Origin of the sequence: Streptomyces albiflavescens (genome assembly GCF_014645835.1) — a bacterium.
In the GTDB taxonomy this organism is placed as follows: Bacteria; Actinomycetota; Actinomycetes; order Streptomycetales; family Streptomycetaceae; genus Streptomyces; species Streptomyces albiflavescens.
On the sequence record NZ_BMMM01000028.1, the window covers coordinates 34947 to 53780 of the forward strand.

Sequence of the window (18834 nt, forward strand, 5' to 3'; positions counted from 1 at the left end):
CAGTACCTGACGAAGGGCCCGCGAACCACTCGTTCGCGGGCCCTTCGTCGTTCTGTCGTCGGATGCCTGTCGTCTCGGTGGTGCGCGCTCAGAGCAGTTTGCGCGCGGCCCTCCTCAGGTCGTACTCGTGAATGATCGCCTTGGCGTGGCCGTACGCGAGATTGTGTTCGGCGCGGAGCCAGCTGACCTTCTCCTCGAAGCGGAAGAGTGCGGGGCCTTCGTCGACGGTGCGAAGCCAGTCGGAGACTTCACGACCGGTGCAATGGGGGATGCGGGCGAGCATGTTGCGATGGGTCTCCTCGGAGAAGACTTGGGACATCGGCGCCTCCGGACGCAAAGGGGATGTAAGCCGGTCCTTCACGCCACCGTGCCTGAGGGTTGGGTTGTTGGCAACAGTCCTGCTACGACGCGTACGCTCGCCGCGTGCTTGATACGACGCCTTTGACCCGTGCAGTGGATCACTTTGCCGACCGGTTGAGGGCCGCGCCGCAGAGCAGGCTGCAGCGGGGGGCTGCTGCCGAGGCACTGGGCCTGGCCAGGGAGTTGGCACGACGTGCCCAGCGTCTGGAGGATCCGTTGGGCGAGCCCCGCGAGATGCCCGACGCGGGAATGTTCGCCGCGGCGGATCAGATCACCGTCGCCGCGCACGATTTGGCTGTCGCACTGAAGGACGAGGGGGAGCTGGCGGAGGCGGTGACTCTCGTGGCGGAGGCACAGAAACGCGCCGGAGTCTGAATCGACTCCGGCGCGGGCGCTCCGCTGCGTGGTGCGGAAAGCCGCGGGCGGTTCTTGCGGCCGCGGGTTCGTCGCGCTGGTACGACTGCGGTCCGTGTGGCTGGTTCTGCCGCGGATCGGTTGTGGCTGGTTCGACTGCGGTCCGTCGTGGGCGGTCGCGCGGTTCCGCGCGCCCCTGACGGGGGCGCTCCTCCTACAGCGACGCTATGACGCGGTCGGCCAGGATGTACACGTTCTCCTCGCCCCACGCGAAGGTCAGGGCGTAGGCGCCCGAGATGCCGGAGCCTCCGAGCAGGACCGGGGTCTCACCGGCGCGCAGAGCCGCGGCCAGCTGCTCCGCGGTCTCGCGGTGGCCCGGCGTCATGCACAGGGTCGTACCGTCCGCGAAGACGTAGACGTCGAGGGTGCCGAGGGGGCCGGGGCGGACGTCCGCCAGCGCCGTGCCGGACTCGGCGAGTTCCTCCAGGCAGGCCACCGTGCGCTCATGGTCGTTCACGACAGGTGACTGGACCGGTACGAAGTCGGGGTGCGAGGGGTGGCGGCGGCGGGCCGCGGCGAGTTCGGGGGAGTCCGTGGGGGCACCTCCCTGGACGAAGTCCTTGGGGGAGAACTCCTCGGCGTCCAGGCCGGCCTCCGTCACCGGCTCCAGGGGCTCCAGGCCCACGAAGTCCGACGGGCGCGACAGGAACAGTTCGCTGTCGGGCAGCCCGAGCAGCGAGGGCATGTCCGTGGCGTCACGTGCCTCCTGGGCGGCCCAGAACGCCCGGGCCTCGGCGAGCTCCCGCTCCCGCTCCTCGGCGAGCGCCTCGGTGATGGCAGCGCGTATCTCGTCCGCGTCGGCGGCTGCGCGGGCCGCGGGCACGAGGCCGCGCGCGGCACCGGCGCGGCTCTCGGCGAGTTCGGTCTGCAGGGCCGCAACCTGCCGGCGCAGTCCCTGCAGGGTGCGCAGAACGGCGACGCCCACGGCCGCGGTGGCGGCGGTGGTGAGCAGCAAAGCAATCGGCATGGCGCTCACTGACGTACTCCCGGTTCCAAAGTCGACCCCCCGACTTCCTACATCAGCTTGAAGGGCGGACTATCGAGCTGTCAGTGCGTAACGTCACGAAAGGGACAGGACCTTGGCCCTGATGTTTAGTCGTGCAACGCCTCTGACCTGCGTAAATCCCTCTCCCGAGGGAGATAGGTCACATCTTGGGTGGGATTGAATCACGAATCGGCCCAGAGTCCCGGTGGTTACTGGGCTCTGGGCCGATTCGGTCACGCTGGGTTCAACTGCGGTTACCCGTAAGGGACTAGCTGAGGCGCTCGATGACCATCGCCATGCCCTGGCCGCCGCCGACGCACATCGTCTCCAGGCCGAACTGCTTGTCGTGGAACTGGAGGCTGTTGATGAGCGTGCCGGTGATGCGGGCGCCGGTCATGCCGAAGGGGTGACCGACGGCGATGGCGCCGCCGTTCACGTTCAGCTTGTCCAGCGGGATGTTCAGGTCGCGGTAGCTCGGGATCACCTGGGCGGCGAACGCCTCGTTGATCTCGAACAGGTCGATGTCGTCGACGGTGAGACCGGCGCGCTGGAGGGCCTGCTTGCTGGCCTCCACCGGGCCGAGGCCCATGATCTCGGGGGAGAGGCCGGTGACGCCGGTCGAGACGATGCGGGCGAGCGGGGTGAGGCCCAGCTCGCGGGCCTTGGTGTCGCTCATGATGACGAGCGCGGCGGCGCCGTCGTTGAGCGGGCAGCAGTTGCCGGCCGTGACCATGCCGTCCGGGCGGAAGACCGGCTTCAGGCCCTGGACGCCCTCCAGGGTGACGCCGGCGCGCGGGCCGTCGTCCTTGCTGACGACCGTGCCGTCGGGGGTGGTGATCGGGGTGATCTCGCGCTCCCAGAAGCCGTTCTTGATGGCTTCCTCGGCGAGGTTCTGCGAGCGGACGCCGAACTCGTCCATGTCCTGGCGGGTGACGCCCTTCGAGCGGGCCAGGTTCTCGGCGGTCTGGCCCATCGCGATGTACGCGTCCGGGACGAGGCCGTCCTCGCGCGGGTCGTGCCAGGTCGAGCCCTCGGTCTGCGCGACGGCTTCGGTGCGGGCCTCGGCCTCGGCGAAGAAGGGGTTGTGGGTGTCCGGCAGGCCGTCGGACGTCCCCTTCACGCTGCGGGACACCATCTCCACGCCGGCGGAGATGAAGACGTCGCCCTCGCCCGCCTTGATGGCGTGCAGGGCCATGCGGGAGGTCTGCAGGGAGGAGGAACAGTAACGGGTGATGGTGCACCCCGGGAGGTGGTCCATGCCCATCTGTACGGCCACTATGCGGCCGAGGTTGTGGCCCTGCTCGCCGCCGGGGAGGCCGCAGCCGAGCATCAGGTCGGCGATGTCCTTCGGGTCCAGCTCGGGGACCTTGGCGAGGGCGGCCTGGATGATCGTGGCGGTCAGGTCGTCGGGGCGTACGTCCTTCAGGGAGCCCTTGAAGGCGCGGCCGATCGGGGAGCGGGCGGCTGAGACGATCACGGCTTCGGGCATCACGGCTCCAGATATGAAGGGGCGGCGCGGGGCGCCTCGTTGAGGGGTGGTGGTCGGGCGACGGGCGGGAGTACGGGGATTCGCTGGGCTGAGTGGGAAGTTACCCGGCCGTACCCGCGAGGTCACCGCTATCGGTGTGTGACTCCGGCCGCACTTTTCTAAGCGCTTGCTTTTCTCTGGCGGGGGCACCGTTCGGGGGCGCCGTTCGGGGATGGGGTGCGGGCAGGTGTGGTTTCGCCCCCCTCTGCCCCTACCCGTCCCGTTCCTTGGAGGCTTCGCCCCCAAACCCCTTGGGTTGTTCTTCCGGTGCGGGTGGGTGGGGGCTGGGCGCGCAGTTCCCCGCGCCCCTGACGGGGCGCGGGTTCTGCGGTCACGGGGAAGGGGCCGGCGCCGGGTCCGTGGCGGGAAGGCGGCGGCGACGGCGGCGCTTGAGGAGGGCCCAGGGGCCGCGGGGGCCCGTGGGCATGGCGGCGGTGACCTCGGTGCCGGGCTCCGAGACGGCCTCGGCGGCCGCCCGGGCGACCGGCAGGAAGCCCTCGCGACGCGAGACGTCCGGGCGCTCCTCCTCCGCCGGCCAGAGACCCAGCGCCGCGCAGACCGTCGGGAGCACCGCCATCGCCGCTGTGGCGTACCCCTCCGCCGAGGGGTGGTAGTTGTCGGGCCCGAAGAGTTCGCGAGGGTTCGCCTCGAACTCGGGGCCCAGCAGGTCGCCCAGTGACACCGTGCGGCCCCCCTGCTCGACCGCGCCGATCGTCTGCGCCGCGGCCAGCTGGCGGGACGCCCGCCGCGCCAGCCACCGCAACGGCTGCTGCACCTGCTCCACCGTGCCCAGGTCGGGACAGGTGCCGACCACCACCTCCGCACCGGCGGTGCGCAGGCGCCGTACCGCCGCGGACAGATGACGCACCGAGCGCGTCGGCGGCATCCGATGCGTCACATCGTTCGCGCCGATCATGATCACGCAGACGTCGGGCACCCGCGAGGTGTCCGCGAGGGCGAGCGCCACCTGGCGGTCCAGGTCGTCCGACTGGGCGCCGGGCAGCGCCACGTTGCACAGCTCCACCGGCCGTTCGGCCACCGCCGCGAGCCCGGAGGCCAGCAGCGCGCCCGGTGTCTGGCGGGCCCGGTGCACGCCCTGGCCCGCGGCGGTGGAGTCGCCGAGCATGGTCAGGCGGAGCGGCTGCTCGTCAGGACCCGTGTACGCGTAGCCGTACAGGCCGTCCGCGCGGGGCGCGTGACTGTGTCCGTTGCCCACATGGCGTTTCGCCAGCTGTACCTCGGCCAGCAGCAGCCCGACGGCGGCCGCCCCGACCAGGCCGATACCGCCGCCGCCGTACGCTGCGCCCGCCGCGATGCGGCGGGCCACCCTCGCTCTCGACAAGCTCGACATCCGTCGCCGCCACCTCCTGTAGCCGTACAACCACTGCTTGCCCCGTCGACCAGGTCAGCCAATCTCAACGGCGCGTGAACGGTCCTCCAGGGCCTTAGGCTGACGGGACCATTCCTGTTGAAACGCAGCTCCGGAGACAACGGTGCAATTCCACGACTCGATGATCAGTCTCGTCGGCAACACCCCGCTGGTGAGGCTCAACAACGTGACCGCGGGCATCCAGGCGACCGTCCTGGCGAAGGTTGAGTACTTCAATCCCGGCGGCTCCGTGAAGGACCGCATCGCCCTGCGCATGATCGAGGCCGCGGAGGAGAGCGGCGCCCTCAAGCCGGGGGGCACGATCGTCGAGCCGACCAGCGGAAACACCGGGGTCGGGCTGGCCATCGTGGCGCAGCAGAAGGGGTACAAGTGCATCTTCGTGTGCCCCGACAAGGTGAGCACCGACAAGATCAATGTGCTGCGCGCGTACGGCGCCGAGGTCGTCGTCTGCCCGACCGCCGTCGACCCTGAGCACCCGGATTCGTACTACAACGTCTCCGACAGGCTGGTACGTGAGACGCCCGGCGCCTGGAAGCCCGACCAGTACTCCAACCCGAACAACCCCCTCTCGCACTATCACTCCACCGGCCCCGAGCTGTGGGAGCAGACGGAGGGGAAGATCACCCACTTCGTGGCGGGAGTGGGGACCGGCGGGACCATCTCCGGCACCGGGCGGTACCTGAAGGACGCCAGTGACGGCAAGGTCCAGGTCATCGGCGCCGACCCCGAGGGGTCCGTGTACTCCGGCGGCTCCGGGCGGCCGTACCTCGTCGAGGGCGTCGGCGAGGACTTCTGGCCGACCGCGTACGACCGGACCGTCGCCGACGAGATCGTCGCCGTGTCCGACAAGGACTCCTTCCAGATGACGCGGAGGCTCGCGAAGGAAGAGGGGCTGCTGGTCGGTGGCTCCTGCGGGATGGCGGTCGTCGCCGCGCTGCGGGTCGCGGAGCGGCTGGGCCCGGACGACGTCGTGGTCGTCCTGCTCCCCGACAGCGGGCGCGGCTACCTGAGCAAGATCTTCAACGACGAGTGGATGGCCGACTACGGGTTCCTCGAGGACTCCGGCCCGAGCGCGCGCGTCGCCGACGTACTCAGCGACAAGGCGCCCGGCGCCATCCCCTCCCTCGTCCACATGCACCCGGACGAGACCGTCGGCCAGGCCATCGAGGTGCTGCGCGAGTACGGCGTCTCGCAGATGCCGATCGTCAAGCCGGGCGCCGGGCACCCGGACGTGATGGCCGCCGAGGTCGTCGGGTCCGTCGTCGAACGCGAGCTGCTCGACGCGCTGTTCACCAAGCGGGCCTCCCTGGAGGACCCGCTGGAGAAGCACATGTCGGCGCCGCTGCCGCAGGTCGGCTCCGGCGAGCCGGTCGGCGACCTGATGTCCGTGCTCGGCAGTGCCGATGCCGCGATCGTCCTCGTCGAGGGCAAGCCCACCGGCGTTGTCAGCCGCCAGGACCTGCTGTCCTTCCTCGCCAAGGGTGGCGCCAAGCAGTAGGGATACGCCGGGAGACAGGAAGAAATCTTCCGAAGTACCACCATGGAAAGGGATCTTCCGGCTGTTTCGGCGCGGAACTTCGCGGAAGTGGTACGAGCGCGTCACGTCCGCGCAGCACACGCTTAACACGGGTCCGGCACATTAGTGGGTGTCGGCAGGGCGGGAGCGGCTCCCCGCCCCGGCCGGCACCGAAAACGGCGCCAAGGACCTCCGGAGCGGCTCCCGGACCTCCATGGACGCCAAGGACGCGCAAGCCCGGCCCTGACCCGGCCCGCGTCCCTCGCGGGGACCGCCGTCGTCCCGCCCCCCGGTAACGGGGGTGCGGCGGTCCCCGCGCACCACGTGAAAAGGGCCCGGCACCTGTGAAGGTGCCGGGCCCTTTGCATGCGTCCTACTCTTCCCAGTCCGAGCCGGATGACCGCTCCTTGCGGCGGCCGAAGAAGTTCGGGGAGACGCGCGCGGCCTGCACGACGTTGACCCCGACGATGCCGCCCCAGGCGACCAGCAGGCCGGGCAGGTGCGCGATGCCGCCGCCGATCGCGGACAGCGGGACCGCGAGGACGAGCGAGATGATCCCGAAGCCGAAGCGCTCGCCGAAGGAGTCGGACGACTGGGGTGAACGCGAGCCCCGGGCCACCACCATCTGCTGCTCGGCGAGCTGGCGCCGTACCCGGCGGTCGACCGCGCCGTCGAGGCGCTGCTCGACCTTCTCCAGGAACGAGTCGACCAGCGCGGACTCGTACTCGTCGCCCAGCTCCCTGCGCGCGTGCAGGGTGGCGTCGAGTTCCTTCTTCAGTTCGGCGTCGCCGCGGGCTTCCATACCGGTCATGGTTCTCACGCTAGGGGGCCGAGGCCCCCGAAGCACTGGGGATAGCCCCCCTGTTGGAACTGGGCTGCGCCCCCGACGGGAGCCGCGATGGCTGCGGATACCGGTGTGTGGGGTAGGCGTCCGCGATGGCTGCGGATACCGGTGTGTGGGGTGGCATCCGCGACGGCTGCGGCTTTGGGCGCGGATCTGGCATCCGCCCCGGGCACGGCTCCCCCGCTGACGCTGCCGGCAGTGCCGGGTGCCGTTGCAACAGAACCGGAGAGCGGCAAGGGGCTCAGGGCAGGACGGCAACCCGCCCGCTGTCGAGATCGAACCGCGCGGCCGCCACCTGGGCGGAGGCGAACGCCGGGTCCGCCCGGATGGCGTCCCGCACCCACGCCGCATGGGCCCGCACGGTGAGATCGGCCCAGTCTCCGGGCAGACCGCAGGTCCGCCGAGCCGCGGGCATGATCTCCTCCACCAGGAGCCGGAGATGCCCCGGCACGGGCGCCCCGTCGCGGAGATGCGCGAGCGTCGCCGCAACGGCCCCGCACCGCTCGTGCCCCAGCACGAGCACCAGCGGAATGTGCAGCACCTCGACCCCGTACTGGACGGACCCGAGTACCGCCTCGTCCAGCACCTGGCCGGCGGTCCTTATGCAGAGCAGGTCCCCGAGCCCCTGGTCGAAGACCAGCTCGGGCGGCACACGGGAGTCGACGCACCCGACGACGACCGCGAACGGATGCTGCTCGGCGGCGAGGACATGCCGCCGCGCGCTCCCCTCGTGCGGATGAAGCGGGTGCCCGGCGGCGTACCGCCGGTTGCCCGCGAGCAGTTCGGCGAGGGCCCCGCGGGCGGTCGTCGGATGTGGATGCGGAGGCGGGTGCGGATGTGGATCCGGCGCGGCGGCGGCCGAAGCGGCCGAGGTCGCGGTGAGCGCGGCGGTGGTCGCCGCCAGAAAGGCCCTGCGGTTCGAGGGCATGACGCTCCCTCAGGAATTGTTCTTGTAGCGCCCGATCGCCGTACGCATATGAACACTCACTCCGAGTGCCGTTTAACGGCGCTTGGTCGATTCGTCGTCAGATCATCGCTTCGGCGATACCGGTTCTTGATCGGGAACCGGCGCATACGCCGTCCGCTCCGGGATGTGCGCCGTGTTGCGCCGTGCGACCAGCCACGACGATCGACCAGGCCACGTCGGGCATGCAGGGCATTTCAGGCTGCCGGAGTGTCCAGCGGCCGCAACTCGTCGGCGTACGAGACGGAGACCCGGCGCATCAGGCCGTCGTCGTTGATGTCGTACTGGCCGAGGCGCCACAGCGGCGGCGAGTACGCGTGGATCGAGACCGCGTCGTCGGTGGCGCCGGTGAGGCGGTGGATGTGATCGGGGCCGAAGCAGAACGAATGGCCCGCGCCGACGGTGACGGACAGGTGGCTGCCGCCTATGCGCGGGTTGGACTCGTTCAGGGCGCCCTGAACGACGGCGACCGCGCCGGAGGAGATGTCGTGGTCGTGCCAGCCGGTGTCGTTCTGCCGGGTCCAGCACAGCAGCCAGACGTCGACGTACTCGTCGCGGTACAGGGACGCGTAGTGCCGCTCCTCGTCGGAGAAGGCGACCTGTTCGCGCCAGAGATCGGGGCGGACGGCGAGATCGTCGACGAGTGCCTGGAGTTCGCGCTTGTCGAGCGTGCGGTCCGGCAGGGCCTCGTACGTCATGGATGGCTCCTCTCGTGTCGTGTCGGCCGCGTGGCGTGGCTCAGGCGTTGCCGTGCAGCAGCCGGGCGGGGTTGACGGTGCGCAGGGCGTGGACGGCGGCGTCCGCGCCGAGGTCGGGGATGACGGGGGGTGCGTAGGGGCGGTCGCTGCCGCTGACGACCACGTCGATGCCGACGGCCCGGACGAGCGCGTCCACGGCGCGCGTTCCGTAGGACGAGGTCTCGTAGAAGGCGTCGAAGTCGACCTCGCCGCGCCCTCCGCCACGGGCCGCGAGCCGTTCGCCGTGCAGGGGGGCCAGGCCCGCGAGCGCGGCGAAACAGACCCGCAGGCGCGGGTGCCGGGCGCGGCCGAAGGCGCGGAAGGCGAACCAGGACGCGTGCGTCTGGTGGAGGTAGGGGACCAGTGCGGGCCACCACGGCGGGGCGTCGGGGGTGGGCGGGGCGGCGCCCGGGTGGACGAAAAGGGGCTTGTCGTGGCGGGTGAGGACGTCGAGGAGGGGGGTGCAGTGGTCCCAGCCGGCCGCGTCGAGGAGTGCCGTGGCGGGGAGCTGGAGACCCGCGCAGCCGCGGCTCAGCTCGCGGGCGACCGCCTCCGGGTCCGGTGCCGTCAGACAGGGTGAGGCCCACACGCCGAAGGGCGCGGGGAGGGCGAGGGCGCCGTCGTGGAAGGCGGTCAGGAGTTCCCCGGCCTCGGCGGGCGGCAGGTGTTCGATGCCGAGCGGGCTGGACAGGGAGACCAGGGCCAGGTCGAGGCCGTCGGTGCGGGCGAGCTCCGTGCGGGCCGCGATGTCGTGGTCGGCCGGGTCGACCTCGTACGGCGGCTCGCCCTCCAGGTGCAGGGTCCAGCCGTCCAGGTGCGGCGGCGCGGTGCGGGCGCGCAGCAGCTCGATGAAGGCGGGCGGCCAGATGTGCTGGTGGACGTCGGTAGGCACGCGGCGGTCCTCGGGGAGGAGTGGTCTGACTGGTCTGAGGGTGGTTAACCGCTTCACTTATGCGGTTAACTTAAGCGGTTAACAAGCCCTCCTGTCAACCGTGTCTCCCTGGAGGGGGCGGCGCCGCATGCCCACAATGCGGACGGGGCCCGGTAGGCTTCCCGGCATGGCCAGGCCCAGCAAGCGCACCACCCTCCGGGAGGTGGCCGAGGCCACGGGCCTCTCCACCGCCGCCGTCTCCTATGCCCTGCGCGGCAAGCACGTCTCGAAGGAGACCGAGGAGCGGGTGCGCAAGGCCGCCGCCGAGCTCGGCTACGAGGCCGACCCCATCGCCCGCGCCCTCGCCAGCGGCCGTACCAGCATGGTCGGCGTACTCGCCGGCGACCTCCAGGACCTGTGGCAGCAGCAGCTCATGGCCGCCATCGGCCGGGAGCTCCTGGCCGGCGACCGCTACGCGCTGATCCTGGACGCGGGCGGCGACCCCGACCGCGAGCTGGCTCTCGCCAAGCAGCTGCGCGACCAGCGGGTCGACGCGCTGCTGGTGTCTCCCGTCAATCCCTCCGCGGAGGGCTGGGCCGCGATCGCCGACGCGCTGCCGGTGGTGGCCGTCGGGGACTCGCTGAGCGCCGCCCGCACCGCGGGGCAGGTCATCTTCGACAACAGGGCCGGCATCGACGCCGTACTGGAGTACCTGCACGGCCTCGGGCACCGCCGGGTGACCGTGCTGACACCGACCCGCCCGAGCACGCCGGACCGCCCCGCCGACGTCTACGTGGGCGAGGCCGCCGACCGCCTCGGCCTGCGGGCCGAACTGGTCCCCTGCCCCCAGGAGTTGGGCGAGGCGACCTTGGTGGCACGGCGCGTCCTGGACGGCGAGCGCCCCGCGACCGCCGTCTTCTGCTTCTCCGACTCCCTCGCGTACGGGGTGTACGCGGCCGCGGCGGAGGCTTCGCTGGAAGTCGGCCGCGACGTCTCCGTGGTCGGCTTCGACGACCACCCCGTCTCCCGGGTGCTCACCCCGCCGTTGACCACCGTCGACTGGGGGCTGGCCGAGATCGCCGCGGAGGCGGCTCGGCTGACCGTCGCCGCGATCGAGGGAAAGCGGGTGCGGAAGAAGCGGATTCTCTGTGCGCCTCGGATGAGTGAGCGGGGGTCGGCGGTGCGGGTGTAGGGCCTGCTGAGCCTCGGCCCGTGCTTACCCCGGAGGTAATCGACCGCGCTCCGGCGGTACGGCAGGGTTCTTCGCAACGGCTCCGGCACCGCCGACCACCGGGGTGTCACCCACCGAAGGAGGGCCCATGTCCGCGTACGCCATGTGCAACCTGTTCCCGACCGGCTTGAACGAGGACATCCTGACCTACATCGAAAAGGTCCAGGACACCTTCGCCATGTTCGGCGGCCGGTTCCTCGTGCACGGCGCCCGCACCGAAGTGGTGGAGGGGGAATGGCCGGGGGACGTCGTCGTCGTCGAGTTCCCCGACATGGACAGCGTCAAGGCGTGGTACGCGTCCCCCGCGTATCAGGAGATCCTGCCGCTGCGCACAGACCACATCGAGGGCAGCTTGTTGTTCGTGGACGGCGTCGCCGCCGACTATGACGCCAGGCGGACAGCGGCGGAGCTCAGGGCCGCGACGGCGCCGGGTCGCTGACTCACCCCGGCGCCGCCCGCGACGTTTCGCGTCCCGTCCCCGACGAAATGCCGGACGGGCCACGACCGCCCGGCATGTCGGCGCTCACGCCAGCTTCTTCCCCTTCAGCCAGGCGTCGGCGACCTCGTCCGGGTCCTTCTTGTCCTTGTCCACCAGGCGGTTGAGCTTGGTGAGTTCCTCGGAGGTGAGGACGTTGCCGAGGGTCGCGAGGGCCTTACGGACCTTGGCGTCGGCCTTGCGGGAGGCGATGAGGGGGACGATGTGCTGGGAGGGGATCAGGTTGAGGGGGTCGGTGAGGACGACCCAGCCGTTGTCGGCGACGTCCACGTCCGTGGTGAAGACGTTCGCCACGTCGATGTCGCCCTTCTTCAGAGCGCCCTTGACCAGCGGGCCGGAGGAGTCGAGGGACTTGAACTCCTTGAACTCCACGCCGTAGCGGTCCTTGAGGCCCACGACGCCGACGACGCGCTTCTTCATCTCGGCCGCGGCGCCGAGGATCAGCTTGCCGTTGGCCTTGCGCAGGTCGGCGAGGGAGGTGAGACCGTACTTGTCGGCGGTCTCCTTGGTGACGGCGAAGCTGTCGCGGTCCTCGGCGGCGGCGTACGGGAGGACTTCCAGGCCGCCGGGGAGGACGGTGGTCAGCGTGTTCTGCATCGCGCCCGCCTCCGTGTCCGTGGCCTTCTCGTCCAGGTAGAGGAGGAGGCTGCCCTGGTACTCGGGGAGCAGGTCGATGTCGCCGCCCTTGAGCGCGGGGACGACGATCTCGCGCGAGCCGAGGTTGGGGCGGACCTTCGTCTTGACGCCCGCGGCCTCCAGCACGCCCGCGTAGAGGTAGCCGAGTATCTGGTTCTCGGTGAAGTTGGCGGTGCCGATGGTCACGCCGCCGGCGCTCGATCCGGAGCCGCCGCCGTTACCGCTGCCGGAGCCGTCGAGCGAGGTGATGCCGCTGCCGCAGGCGGCGAGGGCGGGGACGGAGGCGGCGGCGAAGAGGCCGCCGAGCAAGGTCCTACGGTTCATGGTTCTTCGGCTCCTCAGTGGGCTGCGGTACGGCGGTGGCGGAAGAGGTAGCGCTGGAGTCCGGCCAGCGCCAGGTCGAGTACGACGGCGACGATCGCGACCAGGGCCGCGCCGCCGAGGACCTGGACCAGGTCGCGCTGGGCCAGGCCGTCGAAGACGTACCGGCCCAGGCCGCCGAAGCTGACGTACGCGGCGATCGTGGCGGTGGACACCACCTGGATCAGGGACAGGCGCAGGCCCGTCATGATCAGAGGGAGGGCCAGCGGGATCTCCACCTGGAACAGGACCTGGTGGCCGCGCATGCCCTGGCCTCGCGCCGCGTCCTTCACCTCGGGGTCCACGGCGCTCATGCCCGCGTACGTGTTGGTGACGATGGCCGGTACGGCGAGGACGACCAGCGCCACGTACACCGACCACAGGGACAGGCCGCTGATCAGGAAGACCAGGACCACCAGGCCGACGGTGGGCAGCGCGCGGCCGAAGGACGAGAGGTTGATGGCCAGGAAGGCGCCCTTGCCGGTGTGGCCGATCAGCAGGCCCAGCGGGAGCGCGATGGCGGCCGCTATGAGGGTGGCGAAGAGGGAGTACTCCAGGTGCTCGGCGATGCGGTGCGCTATGCCGTCCGAGCCGGACCACTGGTCGCCGCTGATCAGCCAGCTGCCGAGGTTCTTGAAGAGTTCGTACATCAGGCTCGCCGCCTCGTCCACGGGGTGAGTACGTACTGGATCGCGACCAGCAGCGCGTCCGCGACCAGGGCCAGCAGCAGGGTCAGTACGACACCGGCGATGACCGGGGTCGGGAAGTTGCGCTGGAAGCCGTCGGTGAAGAGCTGGCCGAGGCCGCCGTCGCCGATGTAGGTCGCCACGGAGACCAGGGAGATCGACATGACCGTGGCGATGCGGACGCCCGCCATGATCACCGGGAGGGCGAGGGGGAGTTCGACGGTCAGGAGGGTGCGCAGGGGGCGCGTGCCCATCGCCTTCGCGGCTTCCTTCGTCTTGGCCGGGACCGAGTCGAGGCCCTCGACCGTGTTCCGCAGGAGGACGACGAGGGAGTAGATCGTCAGGCCGATGACCGTGGTGGTGCGGGTCAGACCGGACACCGGCAGCAGGAGGACGAAGATCGCGATCGACGGGATCGTGAACAGGACGTTCGAGAGGCCGAGGAGGAAGCCGCGCAGCGGGCGGACCCGGTGGGCGACGACGGCCAGGGGGAGGGAGATCAGCAGACCGAAGAAGACTGCCGAGAGCGCGGCCTGGAGGTGGGAGAAGGTGAGCGTGGTGAGGTCGTCCGTGTGGTCGCCTATCCACGACCAGTCGATGGTCATGCGGCGACGCTCGCTTCCGTGTGGGCGCGGCCCGCGTACTCGTGGATGTCGTCACGGGACGAGACACCGGTGAGGACCCCGGCCGCGTCGACCCGGGCCACCAGGCCGGTGGGCGAGGCGATCGACTCGTTGAGGGCCGCCAGCAGGGAGTCGGTGTCCTTCAGCGGCCGTACGGGGAGTTCTGTGCCCGTCGAGGACTTCGACGCCCAGTGCAGCGGCTTGCGGGCCTCGTCGAGTACGAGGGTCCAGGCGCCGCCCTCGGGGGCCGGGCCCTGAGGGAGGTCCGCGAGGGACTTCAGCGAGAGCAGCTTGAGGCCGCGCTCGGCGCCGAGGAAGTCCGCCACGAAGTCGTCCGCCGGGTGGGCCAGCAGCTCCGCGGGCGTCGCGCACTGCACCAGATGGCCGCCCGTGCGGAAGATCGCGATCTGGTCGCCGAGCCGTACCGCCTCGTCGATGTCGTGCGTGACGAAGACGATGGTCTTGCTCAACTCCTTCTGGAGCCGGAGCAGTTCGTCCTGGAGCTGGGTGCGCACGACCGGGTCGACTGCGCCGAAGGGCTCGTCCATGAGGAGGACGGGCGGGTCGGCGGCGAGGGCGCGGGCGACGCCGACGCGCTGCTGCTGGCCGCCGGAGAGCTGGTGCGGGTACCGCTTGCCCGCGTCGGCGGCGAGGCCGACGGTCTCCAGGAGCTCGGCCGCCCTGGCCCGCGCCTTCTTGCGGCCCCAGCCGAGGAGCAGCGGCACGGTGGCGATGTTGTCGAGCACCGTGCGGTGCGGGAAGAGCCCCGACTGCTGGATGACGTAACCGATGGAGCGGCGCAGATCGGCGGCGTCCTGCTGCAGGACGTCCTTGCCGCCGACGCGGATGGTTCCGGAGGTCGGGTCGACCATCCGGTTGATCATCCGGAGGGTGGTGGTCTTACCGCAACCGGAGGATCCGACGAGGACGGTCACGCCGCCTTCCGGCATCTCCAGGGAGAGGTCGTGGACTGCGGTGGTGCCGTTGGGGAAGCGCTTGTGGACCGTGTCGAACTGGATCATGAGGTGTCCCTTGCCCGGTCTGCATATCGTCATGCAGAGTTCTCTGTATCTGAATAGGTTGTCAACGGTCCGGCGTTAATCGCTGGTTACTTATGACCACCAGGCAAGATCCAATGTCCGGGTTGATGGGAGTTTGGGCTTTATGTCGTCTCAGGATGTGGATACGCCGGGTGCGGTGTCGGCGGGCCTCGTGGTTCTGGACGGGGTCAGCACCGGCGTCACCGACATCGTGCGGCTTGCCGACGGGGCCGCCCGGCCGGTCCCGGGCACCGACGCGATGAAGCGCGTCGAGGAATCCTGGGACGCGGCCCGGCAGATCGCCGCGACCGGACGCGTCTACGGTCGCTCCACCGGTGTCGGTGCCAACCGGAACGAGGACGTGCCGACCGAGGCCGCCGCCGAGCACGGCCTGCGCCTGCTGCGCAGCCACGCCGGCGCCATCGGCGAGGAGCTCCCCGCCCGTCAGGTCCGCGCCATGCTCGCTGTTCGCGCCAACCAGCTCCTCGCCGGCGGAGCGGGTCTGCGGCCCACCGTCGTCACGGCGCTGTGCGAGGCGCTGGAGACCGGCGCGTATCCCGTCGTGAACGAGTTCGGGTCCGTGGGCACCGGCGACATCGCGGCGCTGGCGCAGGTGGGGCTCGCTCTGGTGGGCGAGCATCCCTGGCGGCGGCCCGAGGGCGGACACTCCATCGAGGACCTCGTCCTGGAGGGCGGGCGCTCCCCGCAGGACCTCGCCCCGGCCCCCCAGCCCCTCGACAACAACGACGCCCTCGCGCTCATCAGCAGCAACGCGCTCACGCTCGGACAGGCCGCGCTCGCGCTGCACGAGCTGCGCGGGCTGATCGGGGCCACCCAGGTGGTGGCCGCGCTGTCGCTGCTGGCCGTCGACGGATCGCACGAGGCGTACGCGGCGCCCGTGCACGCCGCCCGCCCGCACCAGGGGTCGGTCGAAGTGGCGCGGCGGATGCGGGAGTTGATCGGTGCGGCGGACCGGCCGACGCCGCCGCTCGGACGGATCCAGGACCCGTACGGCTTCCGGTGCGTCCCGCAGATCCACGGACCCGCCCACGACGCGGCGGACGCACTGGAGGCGGTCCTCGCGGTGGAGATCAACGCCGCCGCCGAGAACCCTCTCATCTCACCCGGGGACATGGCCGCGTATCACCACGGCGGCTTCTATCAGGCCCAACTCGCCCTGGCCCTGGACCACTTCAGGCTCGCCGTCACCCAGGTCGCCCGGCTGTCGACCTCCCGGCTCTCCACCTTGAACGAGCCCGCCTACACCCGGCTGCGCCCCTTCCTCGCCGACCACGAACCCGCGTCCTCCGGCGTGATGATCCTGGAGTACGCCGCCGGGGCCGCTCTCGGCGACCTGAGGGCCTTCTCCGCGCCCGCCTCGCTCGGCCACGCTGTACTCTCCCGGGGCGTCGAGGAACAGGCGAGTTTCGCCTCGCTCGCGGCACGTCAGACACTGCGGGCGTGCGGTGCGTACCGTCTCGTCGTCGGCTGTGAGCTGGTCGCCGCCGTGCGGGCGCTGCGCCAGCGCGACCTGCGGCCCGAACCGGAGCTGCCGGTGGGCCGCGCGCTGGAGCTGGCCGAGTCGGTGCTCGAACCGGACCAGGCCGACCGGCCGCTCACGGACGATGTGACGGCGGCGGCCGCGCTGCTGGACCGATTCACGGAGATCTGGAGGGGGAGCACGTCATGAGCGTGGACAGGGATATGAACGTGACGGACAGTCCTGCCGCACGGCTGCAGGCACTCTTCGAGGGGCACCGGCTGACGCCGACCCAGCGGCGTATCGCGCACAGCATGGTGCGCAGCGCCGCCGACGTGCCGTTCCTGTCCAGCGTCGAGCTGGCCGAGCTCGCCGGGGTCAGCCAGCCGTCGGTCACCCGCTTCGCGGTCGCGCTCGGCTTCGACGGCTACCCGGCGCTGCGCAAGCACCTGCGCGAGGTCGCGCCCGCGGAGCAGACGGTGGATTCGGGGTCGTACAACGAGTACCAGCAGGCCGTCGAGGCCGAGATCGAGAACCTGAAGCATCTCGCGGAGGTGCTCGCCGACCCGCGCCCGGTCGCGAGGGCGGGCCGCCTGCTCGCCGCCTCCCGCCCGCTCCCGGTACTCGGCCTGCGCGCCGCCGCCTCCCAGGCGTACGGCTTCGGGTACTTCGCCGCCAAGGTCCACCCCGACGTACGACTGCTGCACGAGGGCGGCACGATGCTCCACGACCGCATCGACGCGGCGGTCCGGGCCGGGGCGACGGCACTGCTGTGCTTCGCGCTGCCCCGGCATCCGCGCGAGGTCGTGGACTCCCTCGCCTACGCGAAGGAGGCCGGGCTGACCGTCGTCACGGTCGCCGACTCCGCCTTCGCGCCGGTGGCGAAAGTGTCGGACCTGCTGCTCCCCGCCGCCGTCGGCACCGGCCTCGCCTTCGACACGGCCTGCGCCCCGATGCTCCTGGGCCGCGTCCTCCTGGAGGCGATGTGCGACGACCTGCCGGACGCGCAGGCCCGCCTGGAGGAGTTCGACACACGGGCCACCGCCAGGGGCCTGTTCGTGGAGTAGTCACGGTTCGGTGGAGCAGCCGTGCCTTCTCAGATTCGTCTCACTTTCCCTGACTAGCCTGCCCGGCCAAAAGGGCTGAACGGTGAGCTGAGGAGGCGGATCGTGGCGCGCGGAGGGCAGGGGCTGGCTCGGGTGGCCGTCGTCGTGCGGGCGGGAGCCGCACCACTGTGGTGGTGCGGGGTGTTCGCGGCCGGGATCGGGGTGCTGGTGCCGGGGCTGACGGGGCGCCGGATCGGGGTGATGGCCGGTGCCGCCCTGTTCATCGTCGCGGCCGCCGTGGTCGCGTACCGGCGCCGCAAGCGGTATGCCGCCCTGGTCCGTTCCGCCGCCCGGGCCGGCAAGCACGACGTCCTCCAGGACCGCGCCGTGACGGTACGCAACTGGCGCCGGGGCCACCGCTGGTGGCTCCTCCTCGCCTTCGTGGCCGCGCTGGGCAGCTCGTTCGTGATGCCCGCCGCGGGCGGGATGCTGCTCGCCGGCGTGGGCGTCGGCCTGTGGCTGAAGGCCGACTGGCTCGGGCGCCGCGAACGCGCCGAGCAGGCCCTGATCTGGGTGCGCGTCGACTGGCTCGGCCGGCGCGCGGGCGCCCCCGCGGGCAAGCCCGTCAAGGCCTGCCGGGCCACCGGCGTCGCGGCGGGCGACGCCGCGCCCGGCGGAGCGCGGCGCCGCTGACCGGCTCGAGGCGGACCCGCTACACCTCCAGGTCCGCTTCGATCCTCTTCAGCTGGTGCCGGGCCATCGCCAGGTTGGCCCGCTTCTGGTCGAGCACCAGGTACAGGAACAGGCCGTTGCCGCCGCGCCCCTTGATCAGCCGGATCAGGTGGTACTGGTCGGACAGCGTGATCAGGATGTCCTCGATCTCGCCCTTCAGGCCGAGGTGCTCCATGGTGCGGAGTTTGGCCCGTACGACGTCGGTGTTGCCGGCGGCCGCGACCGTGAGGTCGAAGCTCTTGCTGCCGCCGATCGTGCCCAGCGCCATTCCGCTGGTGTAGTCGACGAGGGCGGCTCCGGTCGCGCCCTCGATGGATGCCAGCGCCTCTTTCAGCGCGGTTTCGGTATTGGCCATGGTGCTGTGATTCCTTTCAGCTTTCCGACGTGGTCGGAGTGTTGGGGGTAGGAGTGGTGCGCGCGGCTGCGGTGCCGCGCGCCGTACGGGTCCGCGGAGTACTGGAGGCGGTCTTCGCGGACGACTTGGCCGGTGCGGCCGGTTCACCGCGCGCCGTGGCGGCGTCCACGAGCTCCCCGATCCGGGTGCCGGAGCGGCGCCCCTCCAGGTGCAGCCGGCCGACGTTGACCCGGTCCTGGGCGAGTAGCGTCAGCACGGCGGAGGTGCCCGCCGCGTATGTCGCCACATAGCCGTGGACGCCGCGCACCAGCAGCTCGCGGAAGTCGCCCTGCCCGGTGGCGTCCGCCATCCGCACGGCGACGCCCAGGGCGGCCGCGGTGAGTGCGGCCAGGCCCTCCGGCTCCACACCGGGGGTGTCCTGGGCGAGGACGAGACCGTCGACGCTGGCCGCGAGCGCCCCCGTCAGCTGGGGCACTCGGGCCCTCAACCGATGGAGTTCGTCGAGGACTTCGGGCTCCGCCGCCATCAGCAGTCTCCTCT

The 18834-nt window shown here is 71.1% G+C and carries 21 protein-coding genes; 7 read left to right on the plus strand and 14 right to left on the minus strand.

All coding sequences use genetic code 11. From position 1 onward, the window contains the following. Positions 1 to 88: 88 nt before the first annotated feature. Positions 89 to 319: a DUF4287 domain-containing protein gene (locus tag IEY95_RS44880; protein WP_033323288.1), complete on the minus strand. Its 231-nt coding sequence runs from the start codon at positions 317 to 319 to the stop codon at positions 89 to 91. A gap of 104 nt (positions 320 to 423) precedes the next feature. On the opposite strand from IEY95_RS44880, the gene IEY95_RS44885 reads away from it, so the two are divergent. Beyond that, positions 424 to 735, plus strand: a complete 312-nt coding sequence (locus IEY95_RS44885; RefSeq protein WP_189192082.1) for a hypothetical protein — start codon at positions 424 to 426, stop codon at positions 733 to 735. Positions 736 to 928: 193 nt separating this feature from the next. On the opposite strand, the gene IEY95_RS44890 is transcribed toward IEY95_RS44885, so the two are convergent. From IEY95_RS44890 to IEY95_RS44900, 3 genes are all read right to left on the minus strand, one after another. Continuing rightward, complete coding sequence (locus IEY95_RS44890) at positions 929 to 1741, minus strand: hypothetical protein (RefSeq protein WP_189192155.1); 813 nt, start codon at positions 1739 to 1741, stop codon at positions 929 to 931. A 286-nt stretch (positions 1742 to 2027) separates the two neighbouring features. After that, positions 2028 to 3248, minus strand: a complete 1221-nt coding sequence (locus tag IEY95_RS44895) for an acetyl-CoA C-acetyltransferase (protein ID WP_189192083.1) — start codon at positions 3246 to 3248, stop codon at positions 2028 to 2030. A 370-nt stretch (positions 3249 to 3618) separates the two neighbouring features. Then, positions 3619 to 4638, minus strand: coding sequence for an SGNH/GDSL hydrolase family protein (locus IEY95_RS44900; RefSeq protein WP_189192084.1), 1020 nt, complete (start codon positions 4636 to 4638; stop codon positions 3619 to 3621). A gap of 142 nt (positions 4639 to 4780) precedes the next feature. On the opposite strand from IEY95_RS44900, the gene IEY95_RS44905 reads away from it, so the two are divergent. Continuing rightward, positions 4781 to 6175: a cystathionine beta-synthase gene (locus tag IEY95_RS44905; RefSeq protein ID WP_189192085.1), complete on the plus strand. Its 1395-nt coding sequence runs from the start codon at positions 4781 to 4783 to the stop codon at positions 6173 to 6175. Positions 6176 to 6566: 391 nt separating this feature from the next. Here IEY95_RS44905 and IEY95_RS44910 read toward each other — a convergent pair whose 3' ends face one another. The 4 genes from IEY95_RS44910 to IEY95_RS44925 form a co-directional block, all read right to left on the minus strand. After that, the gene (locus IEY95_RS44910; protein WP_189192086.1) at positions 6567 to 7004 is read right to left on the minus strand and encodes a hypothetical protein; all 438 of its coding nucleotides are present in this window, start codon (positions 7002 to 7004) and stop codon (positions 6567 to 6569) included. A 274-nt stretch (positions 7005 to 7278) separates the two neighbouring features. Further along, positions 7279 to 7965 carry a carbonic anhydrase gene (locus IEY95_RS44915; protein ID WP_189192087.1) on the minus strand — a complete coding sequence of 229 codons (687 nt, stop codon included), beginning with the start codon at positions 7963 to 7965 and terminating at the stop codon, positions 7279 to 7281. 233 nt (positions 7966 to 8198) lie between these two features. Next, a complete protein-coding gene (locus IEY95_RS44920; RefSeq protein WP_189192088.1) occupies positions 8199 to 8699 on the minus strand; it encodes a cysteine dioxygenase in 501 nt (166 codons plus the stop codon). Between the two features lie 40 nt (positions 8700 to 8739). Next, positions 8740 to 9630 carry an amidohydrolase family protein gene (locus IEY95_RS44925; RefSeq protein ID WP_189192089.1) on the minus strand — a complete coding sequence of 297 codons (891 nt, stop codon included), beginning with the start codon at positions 9628 to 9630 and terminating at the stop codon, positions 8740 to 8742. 166 nt (positions 9631 to 9796) lie between these two features. On the opposite strand from IEY95_RS44925, the gene IEY95_RS44930 reads away from it, so the two are divergent. Together IEY95_RS44930 and IEY95_RS44935 are read left to right on the plus strand one after the other, a co-directional pair. Beyond that, complete coding sequence (locus IEY95_RS44930; protein ID WP_189192090.1) at positions 9797 to 10801, plus strand: LacI family DNA-binding transcriptional regulator; 1005 nt, start codon at positions 9797 to 9799, stop codon at positions 10799 to 10801. Positions 10802 to 10928: 127 nt separating this feature from the next. After that, positions 10929 to 11279 carry a DUF1330 domain-containing protein gene (locus IEY95_RS44935; RefSeq protein ID WP_189192091.1) on the plus strand — a complete coding sequence of 117 codons (351 nt, stop codon included), beginning with the start codon at positions 10929 to 10931 and terminating at the stop codon, positions 11277 to 11279. An 84-nt stretch (positions 11280 to 11363) separates the two neighbouring features. On the opposite strand, the gene IEY95_RS44940 is transcribed toward IEY95_RS44935, so the two are convergent. The 4 genes from IEY95_RS44940 to IEY95_RS44955 are packed head-to-tail and all read right to left on the minus strand — an operon-like array spanning position 11364 to position 14663. Next, positions 11364 to 12296, minus strand: a complete 933-nt coding sequence (locus tag IEY95_RS44940; protein WP_189192092.1) for an ABC transporter substrate-binding protein — start codon at positions 12294 to 12296, stop codon at positions 11364 to 11366. A 14-nt stretch (positions 12297 to 12310) separates the two neighbouring features. Further along, entirely contained in the window at positions 12311 to 12982 is a 672-nt protein-coding gene (locus IEY95_RS44945) for an ABC transporter permease (protein ID WP_189192156.1), read from the minus strand. After that, positions 12982 to 13623, minus strand: coding sequence for an ABC transporter permease (locus IEY95_RS44950; protein ID WP_189192093.1), 642 nt, complete (start codon positions 13621 to 13623; stop codon positions 12982 to 12984). The genes IEY95_RS44945 and IEY95_RS44950 overlap by 1 nt, the downstream gene beginning before the upstream one ends. Next, positions 13620 to 14663 carry an ABC transporter ATP-binding protein gene (locus tag IEY95_RS44955; protein WP_189192094.1) on the minus strand — a complete coding sequence of 348 codons (1044 nt, stop codon included), beginning with the start codon at positions 14661 to 14663 and terminating at the stop codon, positions 13620 to 13622. Before IEY95_RS44955 ends, IEY95_RS44950 begins: the two co-directional genes overlap by 4 nt. A gap of 142 nt (positions 14664 to 14805) precedes the next feature. On the opposite strand from IEY95_RS44955, the gene IEY95_RS44960 reads away from it, so the two are divergent. The 3 genes from IEY95_RS44960 to IEY95_RS44970 all read left to right on the plus strand — a co-directional run bounded on the left by IEY95_RS44960 (position 14806) and on the right by IEY95_RS44970 (position 17900). Continuing rightward, entirely contained in the window at positions 14806 to 16371 is a 1566-nt protein-coding gene (locus tag IEY95_RS44960; protein WP_189192095.1) for an aromatic amino acid ammonia-lyase, read from the plus strand. Then, positions 16368 to 17228, plus strand: a complete 861-nt coding sequence (locus IEY95_RS44965) for a MurR/RpiR family transcriptional regulator (protein WP_189192096.1) — start codon at positions 16368 to 16370, stop codon at positions 17226 to 17228. Before IEY95_RS44960 ends, IEY95_RS44965 begins: the two co-directional genes overlap by 4 nt. A gap of 102 nt (positions 17229 to 17330) precedes the next feature. Next, a complete protein-coding gene (locus IEY95_RS44970; protein WP_189192097.1) occupies positions 17331 to 17900 on the plus strand; it encodes a hypothetical protein in 570 nt (189 codons plus the stop codon). A 19-nt stretch (positions 17901 to 17919) separates the two neighbouring features. Here the strand turns inward: IEY95_RS44970 and IEY95_RS44975 are convergent, their stop codons facing one another. Together IEY95_RS44975 and IEY95_RS44980 are read right to left on the minus strand one after the other, a co-directional pair. Then, positions 17920 to 18294, minus strand: a complete 375-nt coding sequence (locus tag IEY95_RS44975; protein ID WP_189192098.1) for a roadblock/LC7 domain-containing protein — start codon at positions 18292 to 18294, stop codon at positions 17920 to 17922. A 16-nt stretch (positions 18295 to 18310) separates the two neighbouring features. Beyond that, positions 18311 to 18820, minus strand: coding sequence for a roadblock/LC7 domain-containing protein (locus IEY95_RS44980; protein ID WP_189192099.1), 510 nt, complete (start codon positions 18818 to 18820; stop codon positions 18311 to 18313). Positions 18821 to 18834 lie beyond the last annotated feature (14 nt).